The sequence below is a fragment of the Cupriavidus sp. GW823-FHT07A04 genome, from assembly GCF_058794615.1.
On the sequence record NZ_JBXAHA010000001.1, the window covers coordinates 110,469 to 130,658 of the forward strand.

Annotated in this window: 21 protein-coding genes; 6 read left to right on the forward strand and 15 right to left on the reverse strand. The window is 66.5% G+C overall.

The genetic code is table 11. The features are described from left to right. A complete protein-coding gene (locus AC1Q7Q_RS00480; protein WP_492376117.1) occupies positions 1–921 on the reverse strand; it encodes a sterol desaturase family protein in 921 nt (306 codons plus the stop codon). Positions 922–1,010: 89 nt separating this feature from the next. Between AC1Q7Q_RS00480 and AC1Q7Q_RS00485 the strand changes: the two genes are divergently transcribed. After that, positions 1,011–1,673, forward strand: coding sequence for a TetR/AcrR family transcriptional regulator (locus tag AC1Q7Q_RS00485; RefSeq protein WP_492376118.1), 663 nt, complete (start codon positions 1,011–1,013; stop codon positions 1,671–1,673). Positions 1,674–1,685: 12 nt separating this feature from the next. Here AC1Q7Q_RS00485 and rng read toward each other — a convergent pair whose 3' ends face one another. The 8 genes from rng to AC1Q7Q_RS00525 form a co-directional block, all read right to left on the reverse strand. Continuing rightward, on the reverse strand, positions 1,686–3,152 hold the full coding sequence (gene rng, locus AC1Q7Q_RS00490) for a ribonuclease G (protein WP_043344550.1): 1,467 nt from the start codon (positions 3,150–3,152) through the stop codon (positions 1,686–1,688). Between the two features lie 132 nt (positions 3,153–3,284). Then, positions 3,285–3,890 (reverse strand): Maf family protein, encoded by a 606-nt coding sequence (locus AC1Q7Q_RS00495; RefSeq protein ID WP_492376119.1) that lies wholly within the window; start codon positions 3,888–3,890, stop codon positions 3,285–3,287. Between the two features lie 112 nt (positions 3,891–4,002). After that, the gene (gene rlmH / locus AC1Q7Q_RS00500) at positions 4,003–4,473 is read right to left on the reverse strand and encodes a 23S rRNA (pseudouridine(1915)-N(3))-methyltransferase RlmH (protein WP_043344552.1); all 471 of its coding nucleotides are present in this window, start codon (positions 4,471–4,473) and stop codon (positions 4,003–4,005) included. Between the two features lie 23 nt (positions 4,474–4,496). Continuing rightward, positions 4,497–5,255, reverse strand: a complete 759-nt coding sequence (gene rsfS, locus AC1Q7Q_RS00505; RefSeq protein ID WP_183036055.1) for a ribosome silencing factor — start codon at positions 5,253–5,255, stop codon at positions 4,497–4,499. Positions 5,256–5,271: 16 nt separating this feature from the next. Then, entirely contained in the window at positions 5,272–6,042 is a 771-nt protein-coding gene (locus tag AC1Q7Q_RS00510; RefSeq protein WP_253930161.1) for a nicotinate-nucleotide adenylyltransferase, read from the reverse strand. Positions 6,043–6,052: 10 nt separating this feature from the next. Then, positions 6,053–6,964 carry an oxygen-dependent coproporphyrinogen oxidase gene (hemF, locus tag AC1Q7Q_RS00515; RefSeq protein WP_492376120.1) on the reverse strand — a complete coding sequence of 304 codons (912 nt, stop codon included), beginning with the start codon at positions 6,962–6,964 and terminating at the stop codon, positions 6,053–6,055. A gap of 218 nt (positions 6,965–7,182) precedes the next feature. Beyond that, on the reverse strand, positions 7,183–8,451 hold the full coding sequence (gene purD / locus AC1Q7Q_RS00520) for a phosphoribosylamine--glycine ligase (protein WP_477134028.1): 1,269 nt from the start codon (positions 8,449–8,451) through the stop codon (positions 7,183–7,185). A 105-nt stretch (positions 8,452–8,556) separates the two neighbouring features. Beyond that, positions 8,557–9,282: a YebC/PmpR family DNA-binding transcriptional regulator gene (locus AC1Q7Q_RS00525; RefSeq protein WP_416047880.1), complete on the reverse strand. Its 726-nt coding sequence runs from the start codon at positions 9,280–9,282 to the stop codon at positions 8,557–8,559. A 258-nt stretch (positions 9,283–9,540) separates the two neighbouring features. Between AC1Q7Q_RS00525 and AC1Q7Q_RS00530 the strand changes: the two genes are divergently transcribed. Further along, the gene (locus AC1Q7Q_RS00530) at positions 9,541–11,091 is read left to right on the forward strand and encodes a helicase HerA-like C-terminal domain-containing protein (RefSeq protein WP_492376122.1); all 1,551 of its coding nucleotides are present in this window, start codon (positions 9,541–9,543) and stop codon (positions 11,089–11,091) included. Between the two features lie 127 nt (positions 11,092–11,218). Here AC1Q7Q_RS00530 and AC1Q7Q_RS00535 read toward each other — a convergent pair whose 3' ends face one another. The 4 genes from AC1Q7Q_RS00535 to AC1Q7Q_RS00550 form a co-directional block, all read right to left on the reverse strand. After that, positions 11,219–11,365, reverse strand: coding sequence for a DUF3149 domain-containing protein (locus tag AC1Q7Q_RS00535; protein WP_006158366.1), 147 nt, complete (start codon positions 11,363–11,365; stop codon positions 11,219–11,221). 129 nt (positions 11,366–11,494) lie between these two features. After that, the gene (gene upp / locus AC1Q7Q_RS00540) at positions 11,495–12,145 is read right to left on the reverse strand and encodes a uracil phosphoribosyltransferase (RefSeq protein WP_043344561.1); all 651 of its coding nucleotides are present in this window, start codon (positions 12,143–12,145) and stop codon (positions 11,495–11,497) included. Positions 12,146–12,259: 114 nt separating this feature from the next. Then, a complete protein-coding gene (locus AC1Q7Q_RS00545) occupies positions 12,260–13,198 on the reverse strand; it encodes a Bug family tripartite tricarboxylate transporter substrate binding protein (RefSeq protein WP_492376128.1) in 939 nt (312 codons plus the stop codon). A 229-nt stretch (positions 13,199–13,427) separates the two neighbouring features. Continuing rightward, a complete protein-coding gene (locus AC1Q7Q_RS00550) occupies positions 13,428–14,582 on the reverse strand; it encodes an acyltransferase family protein (protein ID WP_492376123.1) in 1,155 nt (384 codons plus the stop codon). Between the two features lie 352 nt (positions 14,583–14,934). On the opposite strand from AC1Q7Q_RS00550, the gene AC1Q7Q_RS00555 reads away from it, so the two are divergent. The 4 genes from AC1Q7Q_RS00555 to AC1Q7Q_RS00570 all read left to right on the forward strand — a co-directional run bounded on the left by AC1Q7Q_RS00555 (position 14,935) and on the right by AC1Q7Q_RS00570 (position 18,294). Then, on the forward strand, positions 14,935–15,945 hold the full coding sequence (locus AC1Q7Q_RS00555; RefSeq protein WP_492376129.1) for a DMT family transporter: 1,011 nt from the start codon (positions 14,935–14,937) through the stop codon (positions 15,943–15,945). A 1-nt stretch (position 15,946) separates the two neighbouring features. Continuing rightward, complete coding sequence (locus tag AC1Q7Q_RS00560) at positions 15,947–16,735, forward strand: SDR family oxidoreductase (protein ID WP_043344562.1); 789 nt, start codon at positions 15,947–15,949, stop codon at positions 16,733–16,735. 119 nt (positions 16,736–16,854) lie between these two features. Continuing rightward, a complete protein-coding gene (locus tag AC1Q7Q_RS00565; protein WP_006162443.1) occupies positions 16,855–17,241 on the forward strand; it encodes a methylglyoxal synthase in 387 nt (128 codons plus the stop codon). A gap of 78 nt (positions 17,242–17,319) precedes the next feature. Beyond that, entirely contained in the window at positions 17,320–18,294 is a 975-nt protein-coding gene (locus AC1Q7Q_RS00570) for a quinone oxidoreductase family protein (RefSeq protein WP_492376124.1), read from the forward strand. A gap of 31 nt (positions 18,295–18,325) precedes the next feature. Here the strand turns inward: AC1Q7Q_RS00570 and AC1Q7Q_RS00575 are convergent, their stop codons facing one another. Further along, positions 18,326–18,619, reverse strand: coding sequence for a YkvA family protein (locus AC1Q7Q_RS00575; protein WP_043344566.1), 294 nt, complete (start codon positions 18,617–18,619; stop codon positions 18,326–18,328). 257 nt (positions 18,620–18,876) lie between these two features. Next, on the reverse strand, positions 18,877–20,022 hold the full coding sequence (locus tag AC1Q7Q_RS00580; protein ID WP_006162440.1) for a BMP family ABC transporter substrate-binding protein: 1,146 nt from the start codon (positions 20,020–20,022) through the stop codon (positions 18,877–18,879). Positions 20,023–20,190 lie beyond the last annotated feature (168 nt).

Here is a 20,190-nt window from a genome sequence, read left to right on the forward strand (position 1 = left end):
CTACTTCGGCGAGGCGCCGCTGCCCTTCGAGGCAAGCGGGCGGACAAGCGTGAGCTGACGGCGAAGCGCTTCGGTGGTGTGGCCCTGTCCGTCGGGGCGCCAGCCGGGCGGCAGGAAGAGAAAGCCGAGCATCGCCCCCAGGCTGCGTGCTTGCGCGAGGTCCCGTCCAAGGTCGAGCCACTGCTGGAACTCGACACGCAGCGGATTGCGCGAGCGCATCGGGGTGACCAGCCCATAGCGGCACGGCACCTCGTCGCGCTCGGCCACGTAGGTGCCGAAGAGCCTGTCGAAGACGATCAGCACGCCGCCGAAGTTGGCATCCAGGTATTCGATATTGGCGGCGTGATGAACCCGATGCGCGGACGGCGTATTCAGGACATATTCCAACCAGCCGAGCCGCGGGATCCAGGTCGCGTGAATCCAGAATTGATAGAGCAGGTTCAGCGACAAGGTCGCGATCACCACCTCGGGCGGAAAGCCCAGCCACACCAGGGGCGTGAAAAACAGCGTGGTGCCTGTCAGCTTGCCGGTCCAGCCAAGGCGGTAAGCCGTCGACAAGGTGAGCTGGTTAGGCGAGTGATGGACGGCGTGCGTAGCCCAGAAGAAGCGCACGCGGTGCGCCGCGCGGTGGTACCAGTAGTAGCAGAACTCCTGGCCGATGAACAAGACCAAACCCAGCAGCCAGCTGTTGAGCACGATGGTTTGCAGGCGGTGCTCCCAGGCTAGCGCGAATATGGGCGCCGCCAGCGACAAGGGCAGGAAGACCAGGATCTTGCGCCCGGCCAGGTCTACCAGCGACAGCCACGCCTCATGCCAGTCGAACGTGCCGGGCTTGCGCCAGTGCAGCACCAGCGCTTCCATCAGGGACGCGCCGACCACCACCGGCAAGGCATAGAGCTGAAGGATTTCCAGACGGGTCATGACCGCTCCCGGAGCATGAAGGGGATAGTATGCGGACGATTATATGAGCTAGTATCATGTTTGCTTACTCGCGTTCCGGAGTCCACGCCATGACCCTGCAAACCCCTGTAGACAACGGCCCGAAGCGGCGCCGGCCGATGCAAGCGCGGTCCCTGGAGAAGCTGGAACTCATATTTGAGTCGACCATCCGCCTCCTGGACAAGGAGGGGCTGGAGGGGGTGAGCACCAACCGGATTGCCGAGGTGGCCGGCATCAGCATCGGTACGCTTTACCAGTATTTCTCGAACAAGCAGGAAGTGATGGAAGCACTGGGGCGTCGGGAGATCGAGAGCGTGATGGGGCGCCTGGGCCTCTTGCTCAGCACGCCCGGCACGCCCGATCCGACGGCGCGCGCCAGGCTGTTGGTGCGTGCATTGCTAAGTGCGTTTGGCGGCCGTCACCGCGTGCGCAAGCTCTTGCTGGAGGTAGCGCTGGCCTCGGGCAGCAGGCAGGCGCTGGAAGGCTCCGCGGCGCAGGTCGCGCAGTGGCTCAGTTCGGGCCACGCCGTGGACGCCGAGAACCGCGCGCTTGTCATGCGGCCGATGGCCGCCTTCGTCCTGACGCAGGCCGTCATGGGCGTGATGCGCAGCGCGCTGGCGGCGGACGAAACCCTGCTGGCCGATCCTGAACTGGAGGACAACCTGGTGCGCTTGATCCGGGGATTCCTGAATGAGGGTGCCGCGCAGCATCAGGCAGCCGCGAGGGGTGCCTGATGCCGTTCCTGATCACATCAAAATGATGTCGTACTGTTCCTGGTGGAACGTCGATTCCACCTGCAGCGAGATTGGCTTGCCGATGAAGTCGCCGAGCATGGCCAGATGCTGGCTTTCTTCCTCCAGGAACAAATCGATCACGTGCTGCGAGCCAAGGATGCGGAACTCGCGCGGGTTGAACTGGCGTGATTCGCGCATGATCTCGCGCAGGATGTCGTAGCAGACCGTGCGCGGCGTCTTGACCTGGCCCTTGCCCGTGCACACGGGGCACTGCTCGCACAGCACGTGCGCGAGAGACTCGCGCGTGCGCTTGCGGGTCATCTCCACCAGCCCGAGCTGCGAGAAGCTGTTGACTGTGATGCGGGTGCGGTCGCGCGACAGCGCGCGCTTGAGTTCCGAGAGCACCTGGTCGCGGTGCTCGGTGTTTTCCATATCGATGAAATCGATGATGATGATGCCGCCCAGGTTGCGCAGCCGCAGCTGGCGCGCAATCGTATGCGCCGCTTCCAGGTTGGTCTTGAAGATCGTGTCGTCGAAGTTGCGCGCGCCGACGTAGCCACCGGTGTTGACGTCGATGGTGGTCATGGCTTCCGTCTGGTCGATCATCAGGTAGCCGCCGGACTTCAGGTCGACCCGGCGCGACAGCGCCTTCTCGATCTCGGCGTCGATATTGAAGAGGTCGAAGACGGGGCGCTCGCCGGTGTAGTGCGACAGGCGTGGCAGCACCGCGGGGGTGTACTCCTGGGCGAACTCGACCAGCTTCTGGAAGTTCTCGCGCGAGTCCACCTGGATCACGTTGGTGGCATCGTTGACGAAGTCGCGCAACACGCGCTGGGCCAGGTTGAGGTCCTGGTAAAGCAGGTTGGGCGCGGGCAGCGTGGTGGCGTTCTGGCGGATCGAAGCCCAGATCTTGCGCAGGTAGGCAATGTCGTTGCCGAGTTCTTCGTTGCTGGATTCCTCGGCGATGGTGCGCACGATGAAGCCGCCGCGCTCATCCGCCGGTACCAGCCCTTGCACGCGGGCGCGCAGGGCTTCGCGGTCGACCTCGCCCTCGATGCGCTGGGAGATGCCGATGTGCGGGTCCTGCGGCAGGTAGACCAGGGTGCGCCCGGCAATGCTGACCTGTGTGGACAGCCGCGCGCCCTTGGTGCCGATCGGGTCCTTGATGACCTGGACCATCAGGGCCTGGCCTTCGTAGAGTGTCTTCTCGATGGCAAGTGGCGCGGCGTTGGCGTTCTTGTCCGGATCGCGCGGGTGCCAGATGTCGGCGACGTGGAGGAAGGCGGCGCGCTCCAGCCCGATATCGATGAAGGCGGATTGCATGCCGGGCAGCACGCGCACGACCTTGCCGAGGTAGATATTGCCGACGAGCCCGCGCGACAGCGTGCGCTCGACGTGGAGTTCCTGCACGGCGGCCTGCTGCACGATGGCCACGCGTGTTTCCTGCGGTGTGATGTTGACGAGGATGTCTTCAGTCATAGTGGATGAAACTCGTCGCCGGCTGACCGGCCAGGTGGTTGTCCGCAGTGTGCTGCCATGCTTCCCGCGGGCGCTGCCGTGGCCAGGGTGGCAGCAGCTTGAAGCGCGAACGGATGGGCGGCGGCGGGGTTCTCAGAACCGCAGATGGGCCTGTCTGAGCAGCGAAGCCGTCTCGAACAGGGGCAAACCCATGATACCCGAATAGCTGCCGTCGATTCGCTCGACGAACTCGGCGGCGCGGCCCTGGATGCCATAGGCGCCGGCCTTGCCGGCCGGTTCACCACTGGCGACGTAGGCGGCAATCTCGTCGGCGGCCATGGTGCGAAAGCTCACCTCGGAAACCGACAGCGCGTGGCGCTGGCCGAGCGCGGAAACCACGGTTACCGCGGTCAGCACGCGGTGGGTGCGCCCGGACAGGGCGCCCAGCATGCGGGCGGCATCGGCATTGTCGGCGGGCTTGCCGAGGATTTCGCCGTCCAGGCAGACGGTGGTGTCCGAGGTCAGGATGGGGGCATCGGCCAGGGCGCGCCGCTCGCGCCGGCGCAGCGCGGCTTCGGCCTTGAGCGCGCATACGCGCTGCACGTAGTCGTCCGGGCTCTCACCCGGCAAAACAACTTCCAGCGCCTCGGCGTCTTCGTCGCCGTCGGCCAGCAGCAGTTCGTAGGCAACGCCAAGCTGGGTCAGCAGCTCGCGCCGGCGCGGGCTCTGGGAGGCGAGATAGAGGAAGGTATGGGTCACGGCAGGGCAGTGGGGGGTAGGGCACGCCAAATGCGGCTGCAGCGCATGCGCCGCTTCGGTCGCATTGTACCCTCGGCCTCGCCCGGTGCGCGACACGGGCGCGCGCCTGGTTTCAGGCGCGGTGGTAGGGGTGGTTCTGCGTGACCGACCAGGCCCGATAGAGCTGCTCAGCCAGCAGCACGCGCACCATGCCGTGCGGCATGGTCAGGCTGGACAGCCGCAGCAGGGTCTGAGCGCGAGCCTTCAGGGCGGGATCGAGGCCGTCGGCGCCGCCGATCAGGAAGGCGACATCGCCGCCTTCACGCTGCCAGTCGCCCAGCTGGGCGGCGAGCTGCACCGTGGTGAGGTCGCGCCCGCGCTCGTCCAGCGCCACAATGCGGCATTGCTTGGGCAGTGCTGCCTCGATGCGGGCCGCCTCGCGTTGCATCACGGTGGTGGCGTTATTGCTCGACGAGCGTGTCTCGGGCTTGATCTCGCGCAGCTCGATGCGCAGCTCGGGCGGCATGCGCTTCGCGTACTCCGCGAATCCGGTTTCGATCCAGCCGGGCATCTTGTGGCCAACGGCCACGATCAGCAACTGCATGGCGGGAAGCGGACCGGTCCGGCTCAGGCCGAGCGGGTGGTGCGCTTGCGCGCGACCGGAGCCTTGGCGGCCGCCGTCTTGGCCGGCGCCTTGGCGGCAGTCTTGGTCGCAGCCGTCTTGGTGGCGGTCTTGCGTGCCACGCCGGTGCCGGCTGCGGTCTTGCGCGGCGCGGCCGTCTTGGCCGGCGCCTTGCGTGCCGGTGCCGAGCCCAGCGCGCTGGTCAGGCGTTTTTGCACGGTCGGGGCGCGGTTGGTGGCGATGGCGTCCGGGTCCGTATCTTCGTGGCCAAGCGGCGGCGAAGGCTCTTTCATGCCTTCGGGCAGACGGGCCAATGCCGGGCGCAGGCCGGTGGCGCGGCGCGCGGTGCGCACGACCGGGGCGTCGTCTTCATCTTCGCCGTCGATCGGCTCGCTGGCCTTGGCCAGGCCCTTCTTGGCCGTGGACAGCTTCAGGCGTACCGGCTTGTCACCCCAGAGTTCTTCCAGGTTGTAGTACATGCGCAGCTGCGGCTGCATGATGTGGACGACGGCGTCGCCGCAGTCGACCAGCACCCATTCGCCCGTTTCCAGCCCTTCCACCGCAACGATATGGCCGCCGGCTTCCTTGACGGTATCGCGGACCGAGGCGGCCAGCGCCTTGGTCTGGCGGTTCGAGCTCCCGCTGGCGATCACCACCCGGTCGAACAGCTCGGTCAGGTGGGTGGTGTCGTACACCTTGATGTCCTGCGCTTTGACATCTTCGAGGCCGTCGACGATGGCGCGTTGCAGTTTGCGAATATCCATGGTGCTTTTTTTCAGTTCAGCTGAGATCGGTTTGGGGGCGGGCCGGGATGGGCAGATCCGACTGCGTCGGCCGATACAGGCCGCGGCTCGCGATGTAGTGTGCCACGCCGGACGGCAGCTGGTCATCTGCCGGTTGTCCGGCAGCCAGGCGTTGGCGTAGGGCGGTGGAGGAGAGGTCGACGGCGAGCGTCTGGTCGATCCACATGCGGCCGGAGGGCATGGATTGTATCAGGTCGGTGGACGCACGGCGTTGCGCGAGCTCCTGGCGCACCGGACCGTCCAGTTCCGCGAGGTCGAAACCGGGCCGCGTCGCCACGCAAAGATGGACGTGCGCGAACAGTTCTTGCCAGCCATGCCAGGTGTGCAGGCGCAGCAACTGGTCGGCGCCCATGAGCCACGCCAGCGAGGCATCGGGGCCATAGTGCTCGCGCAGTTCATGCACGGTATCCACGGTGTAGCTGGGGCCGGCGCGGTCGACTTCCATGCGGCTGGCATGGACCAGCGCGCGGGTGTCGGACAATGCCTGCGCGGCCAGTTCGGTCATGGCGAGGCGGTCGGCCGCAGGGGTGACGTCGTCGCCTTTTTGCCACGATTGGCCGGTCGGGATCCAGACCAGCTCGTCGAGTTCGAGATGTTCGATGCACAGGCGGGCGAGCGCCACGTGGCCGATGTGGGGCGGATCGAAGGTGCCGCCGAGAATGCCGAGGCGGTAGGGGCGGTGGCTCTTGGTCGAGCCTGCTGCGTCTGCCGCGTTGGCGGTGAGCGATCGTGCGATGTCGTGTGCCATGGGGTTGCCGTCAGGCCCACTCGCGCACGGGCAGGAAGTCCGTGTACAGCGCTGCCTCCGCGCTGCCCGGTTCCGGTTGCCAGTCATAGCGCCAGCTGGCCAGCGGCGGCATCGACATCAGGATCGACTCGCTGCGGCCGCCCGATTGCAGCCCGAAGTGCGTGCCGCGGTCGAACACCAGGTTGAACTCGACATAGCGGCCGCGCCGGTAGGCCTGGAACTCGCGCTCGCGCTCGCCGTAGGCCGTGTCCTTGCGCGCCTGCAGGATCGGCAGGTAGGCGTCCAGGAAGGCGTCGCCAACCGATTGCATCATGGCAAAGCTGCGCTCGAAGCCGAGCGCGGAGAAGTCATCGAAGAAGATGCCGCCAATGCCGCGCGCTTCGCCGCGGTGCTTGAGGAAGAAATACTCGTCGCACCATTGCTTGAAACGCGGGTAGAGGTCATCGCCATAGGGGGCGAGGGCGTCGCGGCAGGTGGCGTGGAAGTGTGCGCAGTCACCAGTGTTGCCGTAGTACGGCGTCAGGTCCATGCCGCCGCCGAACCACCACACCGGCTCGGCGCCTTCCTTCACCGCCATCAGGCAGCGCACGTTCATATGCACGGTGGGGACAAAGGGGTTGCGCGGGTGGAACACCAGCGACACGCCCATTGCCTCGAAGCCCCGCCCGGCGAGCTCCGGCCGGTTGGCGGTAGCCGATGGCGGCAGCGCATCGCCCCGCACATGCGAGAAGCCCACGCCGGCCCGCTCCATCACGGCGCCGCCTTCCAGGATCCGGGTGCGGCCGCTGCCGCGCAGGCGCTCGGTGGGCGGCTTCTCCCAGGCATCGGTCGAAAACGCCTTGCCGTCGATGGCGGCAACAGCGTCGGTGATACGGTCTTGCAGACCGAGCAGATAGGCACGGACTGCCTGGGAATCGATCATGGTATGCGGGCGGGTGAGCCGGAGCGGTGACGGCCGGGCAGGTCAGTCAACCTGCCCGGCCGTCATAGCGATGTCATGATTGTACTGGCTGAGGCAACGCCTGGCCGGATTCGGCAAATTCAGCACGAACCATCGTAAAGGGCGAAGAAATCGTAGTGGGCGGCCCATGGCGGGCACCGCAGGGCTCGCCATGGGTCGTGCAGTAGATTTATCGTCCGTTACCGCTTGATGGCTCGGTAGCCGATGTCGGTACGGTACTGCATGCCGTCGAAGTGGATCTTCTCGGCCGCGCCATAAGCCGCGCGCTGTGCCGCCTTGACGGTATCGGCCAGCCCGACCACGCACAATACGCGCCCGCCCGTGGTCAGCAGCGTGCCATCCGTGAGTGTGGTGCCGGCGTGGAAGGTCACGCTGTCGTCGGTCTCGGCCGGGATGCCTGTAATGGCATCGCCCTTGCGCGGCGCATCGGGATAGCCAAAGGCGGCCATCACCACGCCCAGCGCGGTGCGGCGGTCCCAGTCCAGTTCGATCTCGTCGAGCTTGCCGTTGACGGCGTGCTCCATCACGTCGACCAGATCGGTCTTCAGGCGCGCCAGGATCGGCTGGGTTTCCGGGTCGCCCATGCGGCAGTTGAACTCCAGCGTCTTCAGGTTGCTTTCGCTGTCGATCATCAGGCCGGCATAGAGGAAACCGGTGTAGGTGATGCCGTCTTTTTCCATGCCGCGCACGGTCGGCATGATGATCTCGCGCAGCGCGCGGGCATGCAGCGCGGGCGTGACCACCGGGGCCGGCGAGTACGCGCCCATGCCGCCGGTATTGGGGCCGGCGTCGTGATCGAGCAGGCGCTTGTGGTCCTGGCTGGTGGCGAGTGCCAGGACGTTCTTGCCGTCTACCAGCACGATGAAACTGGCTTCCTCGCCCTCAAGGAATTCCTCGATCACCACGCGTGCGCCGGCGTCGCCGAGGCGGTTGTCGGCCAGCATCATGTCGACCGCGGCGTGCGCTTCTTCCAGCGTGGCGGCAACCACCACGCCCTTGCCGGCGGCCAGGCCGTCGGCCTTGATCACGATCGGCGCGCCTTGCGCATCGATATACGCGTGCGCGGCGGCGGCGTCGTTGAAGGTCTGGTAGGCGGCGGTCGGGATGCCGTGGCGCTGCATGAAGGCCTTGGCGAAATCCTTGGAGGATTCCAGCTGGGCTGCCGCCTGCGTCGGGCCGAAGATGCGCAGGCCCTTGGCACGGAAGATATCGACGATGCCGGCCGCCAGCGGCGCCTCGGGGCCGACCACCGTGAAGCTCACGCCTTCGCGCTCGGCGAAGGCGGCGAGCACTTCCGGATCGGTCAGGGGAACGTTCTGCAGCCGCTTGTCGAGCGCGGTGCCGCCATTGCCCGGCGCCACGTACACCACCTGCACCTTGGGCGACTGGGCCAATTTCCAGGCCATCGCGTGTTCACGACCACCCGAGCCGACAACCAATACTTTCATGATCTACTGCCAGAAAAAATGACGCATGCGAAATGCGAAAAGCGGCAGCCATGGCTCATCGAACCGCGCTGCCGCCGTGAGGCGAGGTCTTACCCGATCCGCGCCTTACTCCTCGATCACCGCGTTGGTGAAGACTTCCTGCACGTCGTCCAGGTTTTCCAGGGCGTCGAGCAGCTTTTGCATCTTGATGGCGTCGTCGCCGACGAAGCTGACTTCGTTCTGCGGCTTCATCGTGACGTCGGCCATCTCGGCCTTGAAGCCCGCGGCTTCCAGCGCGGCCTTGACCGTGCCGAAATCATTGGGCGGGCACAGCACTTCGATCGAGCCGTCGTCGTTGGTGACCACGTCGTCGGCGCCGGCTTCCAGCGCGGCTTCCATCAGCTTGTCCTCGGGCGTGCCGGGGGCGAACAGGAACTGGCCGCAATGGGTGAACATGAACGCCACGGAGCCTTCCGCACCCATGTTGCCGCCGTTCTTGGAGAAGGCATGGCGCACTTCGGCGACGGTACGGGTACGGTTGTCGGTCAGGCAGTCGACGATGATCGCCGCGCCGGCAAGGCCGTAGCCCTCGTAGCGGATTTCTTCGTAGTTGACGCCTTCCAGGCCACCCACGCCGCGCTGGATGGCGCGCTGGATGTTGTCCTTGGGCATGTTCGCATCCATTGCCTTGTCCATGGACAGGCGCAGGCGCGGGTTGGAGTCGGGGTCAGCGCCGCCGAGCTTCGCGGCGACGGTGATTTCCTTGATCAGGCGGGTCCAGACCTTGCCGCGCTTGGAGTCAGCCGCGGCCTTCTTGTGTTTGATATTGGCCCATTTTGAGTGACCGGCCATGATTCTCTCCGAAGCGGAAAATGTTTGACGCGCGCGCCTTGGCTTTGCGCGCCGGCTGTGCCGGGCGGGCAACGGGTGCTCGCTGGCGGCGCGCCGGGTGGTTTATGTGTCTGTGAGCCGGCCTTGGGGGCTGGCATAATCAGCCCAGCATTTTATCACGCGGCCCCGCCGCCGCTGGCCTCCCGATCACGGGAGCCGCCGGGAAGGGCGGGGACGGTCGCGGCGAAAGCGCCGCGCGGCTTGCCAACCAGAGAGACCATGGCCGAACCCATCATCATCGCCAAGAACGCCGAGCTGGAACTTGCCCTGCTGCCCGAGATGGGCAACCGGCACGGCCTGATCACCGGCGCCACCGGCACCGGCAAGACCGTGACCCTGCAAAGCCTGGCCCAGGGTTTCTCCCGGCTGGGCGTGCCGGTCTTCATGGCCGACGTCAAAGGTGACCTGACCGGCATTTCCCAGCCGGGCAAGCTCTCCGACAAGCTCAAGGCCCGGCTGGCCGAGCTCGGCCTGCCCGAGCCGGTGTGGGGCGCCTGCCCCACCACCCTGTGGGATGTGTTCGGGCAAAAGGGCCATCCCGTGCGCGCCACGGTCTCCCATATGGGGCCGCTGCTGCTGTCGCGCATGCTGGAACTCAACGACACCCAGCAGGGCGTGCTCAACCTGGTTTTCCGCATCGCCGACGCCAACGGGCTGCTGCTGCTCGACGCCAAGGACCTGCGCGCCATGCTGCAGTACGTGGGCGACAACGCGGGCCAGTTCACCACCGAATACGGCAATATCTCCGCGGCCTCGATCGGGGCCATCCAGCGCGGGCTGATGGCGCTGGAGTCACAAGGCGCAGACGTGTTCTTCGGCGAACCCATGCTCAACCTGGACGACTTCATCCAGACCGAGAACGGGCAGGGCGTGGTGAATATCCTGGCCGCCGACAAGCTGCTGAATTCGCCCAAGCTCTACGCCACTTTCCTGCTTTGGCTGTTGTCGGAGCTGTTCGAGAAACTGCCCGAGGCGGGCGATCTTGACAAGCCCAAGCTGGTGTTCTTTTTCGACGAGGCGCACCTGCTGTTCAACGACGCGCCCAAGGCCCTGCTCGACAAGATCGAGCAGGTGGTGCGGCTGATCCGCTCCAAGGGCGTTGGCGTGTATTTCGTTACGCAGAATCCTGTCGACATCCCCGATACCGTGCTGGGCCAGCTCGGCAACCGCGTGCAGCACGCGCTGCGCGCCTTCACGCCGCGTGACCAGAAGGCCGTCAAGGTGGCGGCCACCACCATGCGGGCCAAGCCGGGGCTGGACCTGGAAAAGGCCATCGGGGAGCTCGGTGTGGGCGAAGCGCTGGTGTCGTTGTTGGACGCCAAGGGCATCCCCGGCATCACGGAACGCGCCTGGGTGCTGGCGCCCGGCAGCCGGATCGGCCCGATCACCGACGACGAGCGCAAGCAATTGCTGGCGAACTCGCTGGTGGCCGGCACCTATGAGCAGACCATCGATCGCGAGTCGGCCTACGAGAAGCTCAAGGGCCGCGCCGCCGCGCCTGGGTCTGCCCCCGCCGCTGGCGGCGGCGCACCCGCGCCCGCGCCTACGGCTGGCCAGCCCGAAGCGCCGCCCGCGCAGGGCGGCGGCTGGCTGGACCAGGCGGGCGAGATCTTCGGCGGGCTGACCAAGGGCACGGGCAAGACCGGGCGCGGCGATTCCATCCTGGAGTCGATGGCCAAGTCGGCCGCGCGCACGGTGGGCTCGCAGGTCGGGCGCGAGCTGATTCGCGGCGTGCTGGGCAGCTTGCTGGGCTCGGGCAAGAAGAAGTAGGAGGCGCCGGCCGTCGGCCGCTCCGGTGTGCCACGCCCGGCGAGATCGGCGGGCGCGGCGCATAGCCATGGCGTGGTATCGGCCAGCCGGTCCGTCGGCGATAACGCCAGCGGGCGGGACTTGCGTCTTAGCGGCGTTGCGCCGCTGCCTCGTCTTCCCGCATCTTGCGCAGGAACAGCCGGGTGAAGAACCAGCCCATGCCGATGATGAAGGCGATGACGGCCAGGCTCATCAGCCCGGTGGGGGTCGAAAACAGGATCTTCAAGGCTGCCATGTGGGTCTCCCAGGTCAGACGAGGCACACCGGACGGTGTGCCGCTGCCGATAGTCTAGGGAGCGCCGCGGCCGGCGGGATTGAGGCCGGTCAAGCCGGGCGCAGACAGTGCCCGGCTTGCCAGGAAAACTCAGTTCTTGGTGCCGAACAGCCGGTCGCCCGCGTCGCCGAGACCGGGGATGATGTACGCGTGCTCGTCCAGGTGGCTGTCCAGGGAGGCGACGAACAGTTTCACGCCGGGATGTGCCTTCTGGAATACTTCGACGCCTTCCGGCGCTGCCACCAGCGCCACGAACGTAATCGCATCATCCTTGACGCCGCGGCGCTTGAGCACATCCACCGCATGCGCGGCGGAGTAGCCGGTGGCGACCATCGGGTCGCACAGGATAAAGCTGCGGTCTTCCACGTCGGGCAGGCGCACCAGGTATTCCACCGGGCGGTGCTGGTCGTCGCGGTAGACGCCGATATGGCCGATGCGGGCCGAGGGAATCAGCTCGACCAGGCCGTCGCTCATGCCCACGCCGGCGCGCAGCACCGGCACGATGGTGAGTTTCTTGCCGGCGATCACCGGCGCGTCCAGCTCCACCAAGGGCGTCTCGATGCGGCGCGTGGTCAGCGGCAGGTCGCGCGTGATTTCATAGCCCATCAGCAGCGTGATTTCCCGCAGCAGCTCGCGGAACGTGCGCGTGGAGGTGTCCTTGTCGCGCATATGGGAGAGCTTGTGCTGGATCAGCGGGTGATCGAGGATGTACAGCTTGGGGAAACGCGGATCTTGCTTCATGGCGGGTAGTCGGCAGGAGTGGGCGCGAGGGCCCGTTGCAGCCGGATTGTAATGGATGCGGGGCTGCGCGCCCCCGGCGATCCTCCCGCCGCAAGCGCGCAGCCCCGCCTGCGCTCAATCCACCGAGATGCTGGCGCTCTTGGCGACCTTGCCGAATTTCTCGTACTCGGACAGCGTCAGCGACTGCAGGTCAGCCGCGCTCGAGCCCTTGGGGTTGAAGCCTGCCTGCCCGAGTTTGTCCTTCACGTCCGCATTGCCCAGCGCCGCGATGAAGGCGGCATTGAGTGCCTGCACCACCGGCGCGGGTAGCCCGGCCGGGCCGTACACGCCGAACCACGGCTCGACGGCGTAGCCCGCCAGGCCGGCCTCGGCCAGCGTCGGCACGTTCGGCAGCGCTGGCGAGCGGCTCTTGCCGGCCACCGCCAGCGCGCGCAGCTTGCCGCCCTGGATGTGCGGCAGCGAGGCGGGCAGGTTGTCGAACATCACCTGCACGTGGCCGCCCAGCATGTCGTTGATGGCCGGGCTGCTGCCCTTGTATGGCACATGGGTCAGGCCCGTTTGCGTCATCTGCGCGAACATCGCGCCCGCCAGGTGCATGGACGTGCCGGTGCCCGCGGTGGCGTAGGTCAGGCCGGGATGGGCCTTGGCGTAGCTGACCAGCTCGGCCACATTCTTTACCGGCAGGCTGTTGCTGACTTCCAGCACAATGGTGGAGGTGCCAAGCAGGCTGACCGCGGTGAAATCCTTGCGCGGGTCGAACGGCACGTGCTTGTAGATATGCGGGTTCAACGCATTGGTCGAGATGGCGCCGAAGCCGATGGTGTAGCCGTCAGGCGCGGCCTTGGCGACCGCCTCCATGCCGATATTGCCGCCAGCGCCGGGGCGGTTCTCCACGACCACGGGCTGGCCGAGCTTCTCCGCCACCTTCTGGCCGACCGTGCGCGCCACGAGGTCAGTGGTGCCGCCAGCAGCGTAAGGCACGATGAAGCGGATTGGCTTGACGGGGTAATCGGCTGCGCTGGCGGCCGAGGGCAGCCAGCCGCTTGCGAGCATGGCAACCGCGGCGGCGATCAGCAGCGGGCGGGCGGCGGTCTGCTTTTTGACTGGAACGGGAATGCGCGAGGAAAGAATAGCGAGGGGTGCTGCCGTCATGAATGCTCCTGGTTTTTCTTATGCGGCGCGCGTTTGACGCGCCGACCGGCGAGCTTACGGCAGTTTCAGGCTGGCTGCCAGGGTTGCCAGCCAGCCAGGCAGGCTGGCTAGCCAGGCAACGGCATGGCTGCTAGATATTCTGCCCGCGCTGCGCCGCTGGCAGCGCCGGGTGCCCGAGCAGGCCGCGCACCCGCTGGGTATTGCGTTCGAACACCCAGTAGACGGCAAAGGCGTAGGCATAGCAGCCCAGCAGGATCAGCGCGGCCAGGCCCAGGCTGCCGGCGCTGACAGGCAGGCGGACCTTGACCAGGGTCGCGGCGATGAACAGGGTCAGCGGGAAATGCGTCAGGTAGAGCGAGTACGAAAACCCGGACGCCAACGTAGCCAGGCGCGACAAGCCGGCGTGGCCGATGCGGATGCGGGTCGACAGCACGGCCAGCAACAGCACGAAGAAGCCCAGCGCGACAGCGGCATCGGCGTACGGCTTGTGCTTGGTCAGTGCAATGGCGGCCAGGAACACCAGCAGCGCCGGCAGCACCAGCCACTTGCGCCGCGCGATCGCTGCGATCTGCGCCAGCCGCGCTTCCAGGGCTTGCGCCAGCACGCCCAGCAGCCAGAAGAGGAAGCCTTCGACCAGGCCGTGGAACAGGCCCATCGTGACCAGCACCGCCAATACGCACAGCAACGCCTGCGGCGTGCGGCGCAGGTGCCAGGCACCGTATAGCGCAGGGAACCAGAGGTAGTACCAGAATTCGTTGGCCAGGCTCCACAACGGCCCGTTGGAGCCATAGGTATCGCAGGCAAGGGTTTGCAGGAACGCCGCGTTGCAAACCAATCCCGCGACACCGAGGTTATGCGAGATATCGATCTGCTGGGCCGCGTTGCCCTCGGTGCCCTGGTAGAACGGCCCCCACGCCAGGTGGATCCCGGCACTGTCCCAGAACAGACCGAGCAGCAGCGCGGGCAGCAGTACGATCCATAGCCGCGTCATGCGGTCGGCCAGATAACTGCGCCAGGACCAGTCGCCACGCGTCATCTTGCGGCGCACGGTGCCGCCTACCAGGTAGCCCGAGAGCAGGAAGAACACGATTACGCATTCGTGGCCGACGCTGCACAGCGCATAGAACAACTGCAGCGCCACGCCGGCCGCGCCGCCATGCGGCCCGCTCGCCGCATAGTCGACGATGACCAGCGCGCGGACATGGCCAAGGCAGACCAGGCCCGCGGCCAGCGCCCGGATCAGGTCCAGTACATCGTATTGCTTGCTTCGGTCCGTGCCATCCACGACCAGTCTCCCGGTTCCGGCTCGCCAGGGCTGCGGTTGGCACAAGGCGGCACGCAGCGCGGGACTCTCCTTGGCAGAGCTTAGCCGGGCGGCTACGGCGTGAAGGTGCGCCGTCCCACATAGCGAAAGCCGAGGCACGGGAAGCAGGCACCGCCGCCATTGGCACTGCATGGGTTTGGCCACGCGGGTTGGGGTACGCCGCCCAACACCTGTGCGCAGCACAATGTGCCTCGGATGCAGTTGCCTCTTTTCGAATACAACGGCTCGCGTCCCTGGCGGGCCGCCCGCGTCCAGCGGCGCGCTGCCCCACTATCCGGCTTCTCCCTTGTCTGCATCCCAACTTTCCCGCACCGTGCCTGCCGCCGAGCCGGCAGCGCAGCGCGCCGGCCTGGCCGTGGCTGCCGTCGGCGCCATCCTTTTTTCCGGCAAGGCGATCGTCGCCAAGCTGATGTACCGCTACCAGGTCGATGCGGTCATGGTCATCAGCCTGCGCATGCTGTTTGCCGTGCCGCTGTTCATGGCGATCGGCTGGTGGCAGTCGCGGCGCCTGCCGGCGCTGTCCTGGGCTGATCGCGGCCGCATCGTGTTCCTCGGCATCATCGGCTACTACCTGTCCAGCTTCCTCGACTTTCTCGGCCTGCAATACATCACGGCCGGGCTCGAGCGGCTGATCCTGTTCCTCACGCCGTCCTTCGTGCTGCTGGCCAGCGCCGTGCTGTTCAAGCGGCGCATCAGCTTGCGGCAGTGGCTGTCCCTGGCGCTGGCCTATATAGGCATCGTGCTGGTTTTCGCGCATGATCTCGACGTGAGCGGCGGCCAGGTGTGGCTCGGTGCCGCGCTGGTGCTCGGCAGCGCACTGACCTACGGCATCTACCTGATCGCGTCAGGCGAATTGGTGCAGCGCATCGGTTCGTTGCGGCTGGTGGCCTATGCGATGTGCGTTTCCACCGCGTGCTGCGTGGTGCAATATCTGGTGCTGCGCCGCCCGCTGTCGGAGCTGCTGCAGCCAGCCCCCGTGATGTGGCTTTCGCTAGTCAATTCTGTGTTTTGCACGGTGCTGCCGGTGTCGCTGACGATGGTGGCGGTGGCGCGCATCGGCGCGCCGATGGCTTCGCAGGCGGGTATGCTCGGACCGGTATCCACCCTGTTCCTGGGCTTCTGGCTGCTGGGCGAGCCGATCACCGGCGTGCAGCTCGCCGGCAGCGCGCTGGTGATGGGCGGGATATATTTGCTGTCGGCGCGCAAGGTGGTCAAGAGCGGGGCCGCGGGCAAGGCCCAGGCTGCTCGTCGCGGCGGCAAGGCGATGGATACGCTGGATAACAAGCAGGCGGGTGGCCGCCTCGATGACACAAGGAGTCGATGAGATGGATCTAGGATTGCGCGGCAAGCATGCGCTGGTGTGTGGCGCCAGCAAGGGCCTCGGTTTTGCCTGCGCCGACGCGCTGGCTGCCGAAGGCGTGGATGTGGTGATCGTGGCGCGCGGCGCCGAGGCGCTGGAAAAAGCCGCGGCGGACCTGCGCGCGCGCCACGGCCGGCGCGTGATGGCGGTCGCCACCGACATCACGACCCCGGCGGGGCGAAAGCTGGCGCTGGAAGCCGTCGCCAAGCTGGGCGACCTGGACATCCTGGTCAACAATGCCGGCGGCCCGCCTCCGGGCAATTTCCGCGACTGGGACCGCGATGCCTGGCTGGCAGCGATCGACGCCAACATGCTGACCCCGATCGAGCTGATCAAGGCCACGGTGGACGGCATGATCGCGCGCAAATGGGGCCGCATCGTCAACATCACCAGCGGCGCCGTGAAGGCGCCGATCGATGTGCTCGGCCTGTCCAACGGCGCGCGCTCGGGCCTGACCGGCTTTGTCGCCGGCCTGGCGCGCGAAGTGGCGCAGCACGGCGTGACGGTGAACAACCTGCTGCCCGGCCCGTTCAATACGGATCGCCTCTACAAGACCATGGAAGGCGGCGCCAGGCAGGCTGGCCTGTCGATCGAGGAAGTCTCGAAGCGCCGCGCCGCGCAGAACCCGAGCCGCCGCTTTGGCGAGCCGGCCGAGTTCGGCGCCACCTGCGCCTTCCTGTGCAGCCGCCACGCCGCTTACATGACCGGGCAGAACGTGCTCCTCGACGGCGGCGCTTACCCCGGCACGTTCTAAGCCGCTGCCGCACCCAACCCGCGACGCGCGCGCGGCCTGGCGGCCGTGCCGGCGCCGCGGGCGTTTTCCGGCCGGGCCATGCCGGCCCGGTTTTTCCCTGATTGGCCAGGATGATGCCGATGACTCCCCCTCGTATTGCGCTGATTGCGCACGACCACAAGAAAGATGACATCGTGGCTTTTGCTGGCCGCCATCGCGATTTCCTGTCACGTTGCGAACTGCTCGCCACCGGTACCACGGGTGGCCGCCTGAGCGACGAAATCGGGCTGACGGTGACGCGCATGCTCTCCGGCCCCTGGGGCGGCGACCTGCAGATTGGCGCGCAACTGGCCGAAGGCCGCGTGGGCGTGGTGATTTTCCTGCGCGACCCCATGACGCCGCAGCCGCACGAGCCCGATATCAATGCCCTGGTGCGCGCCTGCGACGTGCACAACGTGCCCTGTGCCACCAATGTGGCCACCGCGGATCTGCTGATCGCGGAGCTGCGGCGCCTGTATCCGGAGTAAGCGGCTTCGGCCCGAGGCATTGCCGCCCCCACACATACCCACCGTACCAACACGCATCAACAGGACAAGGAGAGAGACATGAGCAAAGCCATCCGCATTTTCGAGACCGGCGGCCCGGAGGTGATGCAGTGGGTTGACGTCGAGGTGGGGGATCCCGGCCCCGGCGAGGTGCGCGTGCGGCACGAGGCGGTCGGCCTCAACTACATCGACGTGTATTTCCGCACCGGGCTGTACAAGCAGCCGCTGCCGGGTGGCCTCGGCATGGAAGGCGCCGGCGTGGTGGAGGCGGTTGGCGCCGGCGTGGGGCACCTGAACGTGGGCGACCGTGTTGCTTATGCCGGCCGTCCCACGGGCGCCTATGCGCAGGTGCGGGTCATGCCGGCCGATATCGTGGTGCGCCTGCCGGACGCCATCTCGTTCGAGCAGGGCGCGGCGATGATGCTGCAGGGCCTGACCACGCAGTACCTGCTGCGCGACAGCTACCGCGTGCAGGCAGGAGATACCGTGCTGCTGCACGCCGCCGCGGGTGGTGTTGGCCTGATTGCCAGCCAGTGGCTCAAGGCGCTGGGCGCCACCGTGATCGGCACCGCCGGCAGCGATGAAAAAGCCGCGCTGGCGCGCGCGCATGGGTGCGATCACACCATCGTCTACACGCGTGAATCCTTCGTCGACAAGGTCAAGGAAATCACCGGCGGCAAGGGCGTCGCCGCGGTCTACGACTCGGTCGGCAAGGACACTTTCAACGGCTCGCTGGATTGCCTGAAACCGCGCGGCACCATGGTGGTGTTCGGCAATGCATCCGGCCCGGTGCCGCCGTTCGATCTGTCCGTGCTGGGCAACAAGGGCTCGCTGCGCATCACGCGGCCAACGCTGATGACCTATGTGGTCCATCGCGAATTGCTGGAGCCGATGGCGGCCGAGCTATTCGAGATGGTGACCAGCGGCCGTGTGAAGATTGAAGTCCGCCAACGCTACGCGCTGGCGGATGTGGCGCAGGCGCATCGCGATCTGGAAGGCCGCAAGACCACTGGCACGACCGTCCTGCTGCCCTGAAGCGCAAGCCTGGTGCGAGCCGCCTGGCCTGCTAGCGGGCTCGCACTGTCTGGGCGCCGGCGCGCGCCTCGGCCTGCCGCAGCACGTGCGCGGGCAGGCGCCTGAGGATGAAGTGCACCGCCAGCGGGATCAGCACCACGTCGTCCATCAGGCCCAGGCCGGGGATGAAGTCGGGAATCAGGTCAATGGGCGAAATGGCGTACAGCACCAGGCCTAACGCGGCCGGCTTCAACCAGCGCGGGGCGTCGGGATGGCGCAGCGCGTACCACAGCAGGCGGCCGTCGCGCCGCACCAGGGTCCACAGTGCCGAAAATCGTTTCCACATGAGAGGCCTCCTTCACTTTTCACAAACGCCAAGCGGCGTGGCCGATTGCGCCACTCGCAGATAGCTTGGGCCAATCTTCGGCGCTTCAAGTTCCGCGGGGCGTTCAGGCGGGGGAGGGGTGACGCGAAGGACATCCAGTGACGGACATCCAGTGAAGGACGTGCAGGGCAGGTGGCGGGGCGCGGGAAGCGCCACGCCACCGTGCCGGCAGCGCTGCGAGCGCAGGCTGCCGGCAACCGCTAAACCGGCGCTGGCGATCAGCCCGGGATCTTGCCTTCCACGCCTTCGACGTAGAACTTGATGCCGTGCAGGAAGCCGTCGTCGGCTGCCTGGTCCTTGGCCAGTTGTTCCTTGCCGGTGTTGTCCTTGAGCGGACCCTTCCAGATCGGAGCCGAGCCGTCGGCGATGCCCTTCTTGCGCTCTTCCACCAGTGCCTTGACGTCATCCGGCACCACGGCGTTGAAGCCCTTCAGGTCGATCATGCCTTCCTTGACGCCCCACCACGTGGTGCCGTTCTTCCACTGGTTAGCCAGCACGTCGCCGACCACCTTGTTGTAGTACACGCCCCACGAGATCACCGAGGCGGCCAGGTGGGCCTTCTCGCCGAACTTGCTCATGTCGCTGTCCCAGCCGAATGCGTACACGCCCTTTTCCTGCGCGGTCTGCACCACGGCGGCGGAGTCGGTGTTCTGCATCAGCATGTCCACGCCCTGGCCGATCAGCGTGGTCGCGGCTTCGCGCTCCTTGCCCGGATCGAACCACTTGTTCACCCACACCACCTTGACGGTGGCCTTGGGGTTGACGCTGCGCGCGCCGATGGTGAACGAGTCGATGTTGCGGATCACCTCGGGGATGGGCACCGATGCCACCACGCCCATCTTGCCGGTCTTGCTCATCTTGCCGGCGACCACACCAGCCAGGTAAGCGCCTTCATAGGTGCGCACGTCGTACTGGGCCAGGTTGTCGGCGGTCTTGAAACCGGTGGCGTGCTCGAACTTCACGTCCGGGAACTCCTTGGCGACCTTGAGCATCGATTCCATGTAACCGAAGCTGGTGCCGAAGATGACCTTGTTGCCTTGCGCGGCGAGATCGCGGAACACGCGTTCTGCATCGGCGGCGGATTCGGGCACGTTCTCGACGAAGGACGTCTTCACCTTGTCGCCGTATTTTTCTTCCACGGCCTTGCGCCCGGCGTCATGGGCGTAGGTCCAGCCGGCATCGCCGACCGGGCCGATGTAGACGAAGGCGACCTTGAGCGGCTCGGCCTTTTGCTCGGCAGCGGGAGCGGAGGCCGGAGCCGCGCTTTCCGCCGGCTTTTCGGCTTCTTTCTTGCCGCAGCCCGCGAGAGCCAGCACGGCGGTGGCAGCCAGTGCGGCAAGGGTTTTCCTGCGCGTGACGATCATGATTTCTCCTTGTAATGACCGTGGTACTGAGTACCGATGTTTTGATTAAGGTTGCAACTGTGGCTCTGAACAACGAGGGATTGAAGCCTGAAGTCTCTGACGGACTTTATAAAAGCGAAACAAAAACGGAAAACACGGCGCAGCGCCGGGAGAGGCGCGGCGGCGGGA

Excerpts from the sequence above, each read along its gene's own strand:
- AC1Q7Q_RS00510 (WP_253930161.1), bottom strand. The coding sequence starts at position 6,042 with ATGGCACACGACATCGCACGATCGCTCACCGCCAACGCGGCAGACGCA.
- upp (WP_043344561.1), bottom strand. The coding sequence starts at position 12,145 with ATGAAGCAAGATCCGCGTTTCCCCAAGCTGTACATCCTCGATCACCCG.
- AC1Q7Q_RS00485 (WP_492376118.1), top strand. The coding sequence starts at position 1,011 with ATGACCCTGCAAACCCCTGTAGACAACGGCCCGAAGCGGCGCCGGCCG.
- purD (WP_477134028.1), bottom strand. The coding sequence starts at position 8,451 with ATGAAAGTATTGGTTGTCGGCTCGGGTGGTCGTGAACACGCGATGGCC.
- hemF (WP_492376120.1), bottom strand. The coding sequence starts at position 6,964 with ATGATCGATTCCCAGGCAGTCCGTGCCTATCTGCTCGGTCTGCAAGAC.
- rng (WP_043344550.1), bottom strand. The coding sequence starts at position 3,152 with ATGACTGAAGACATCCTCGTCAACATCACACCGCAGGAAACACGCGTG.
- AC1Q7Q_RS00570 (WP_492376124.1), top strand. The coding sequence starts at position 17,320 with ATGAGCAAAGCCATCCGCATTTTCGAGACCGGCGGCCCGGAGGTGATG.
- AC1Q7Q_RS00580 (WP_006162440.1), bottom strand. The coding sequence starts at position 20,022 with ATGATCGTCACGCGCAGGAAAACCCTTGCCGCACTGGCTGCCACCGCC.
- AC1Q7Q_RS00560 (WP_043344562.1), top strand. The coding sequence starts at position 15,947 with ATGGATCTAGGATTGCGCGGCAAGCATGCGCTGGTGTGTGGCGCCAGC.
- AC1Q7Q_RS00480 (WP_492376117.1), bottom strand. The coding sequence starts at position 921 with ATGACCCGTCTGGAAATCCTTCAGCTCTATGCCTTGCCGGTGGTGGTC.
- AC1Q7Q_RS00535 (WP_006158366.1), bottom strand. The coding sequence starts at position 11,365 with ATGGCAGCCTTGAAGATCCTGTTTTCGACCCCCACCGGGCTGATGAGC.
- AC1Q7Q_RS00525 (WP_416047880.1), bottom strand. The coding sequence starts at position 9,282 with ATGGCCGGTCACTCAAAATGGGCCAATATCAAACACAAGAAGGCCGCG.
- AC1Q7Q_RS00565 (WP_006162443.1), top strand. The coding sequence starts at position 16,855 with ATGACTCCCCCTCGTATTGCGCTGATTGCGCACGACCACAAGAAAGAT.
- AC1Q7Q_RS00575 (WP_043344566.1), bottom strand. The coding sequence starts at position 18,619 with ATGTGGAAACGATTTTCGGCACTGTGGACCCTGGTGCGGCGCGACGGC.
- AC1Q7Q_RS00545 (WP_492376128.1), bottom strand. The coding sequence starts at position 13,198 with ATGCTCGCAAGCGGCTGGCTGCCCTCGGCCGCCAGCGCAGCCGATTAC.
- rlmH (WP_043344552.1), bottom strand. The coding sequence starts at position 4,473 with ATGCAGTTGCTGATCGTGGCCGTTGGCCACAAGATGCCCGGCTGGATC.
- rsfS (WP_183036055.1), bottom strand. The coding sequence starts at position 5,255 with ATGGATATTCGCAAACTGCAACGCGCCATCGTCGACGGCCTCGAAGAT.
- AC1Q7Q_RS00530 (WP_492376122.1), top strand. The coding sequence starts at position 9,541 with ATGGCCGAACCCATCATCATCGCCAAGAACGCCGAGCTGGAACTTGCC.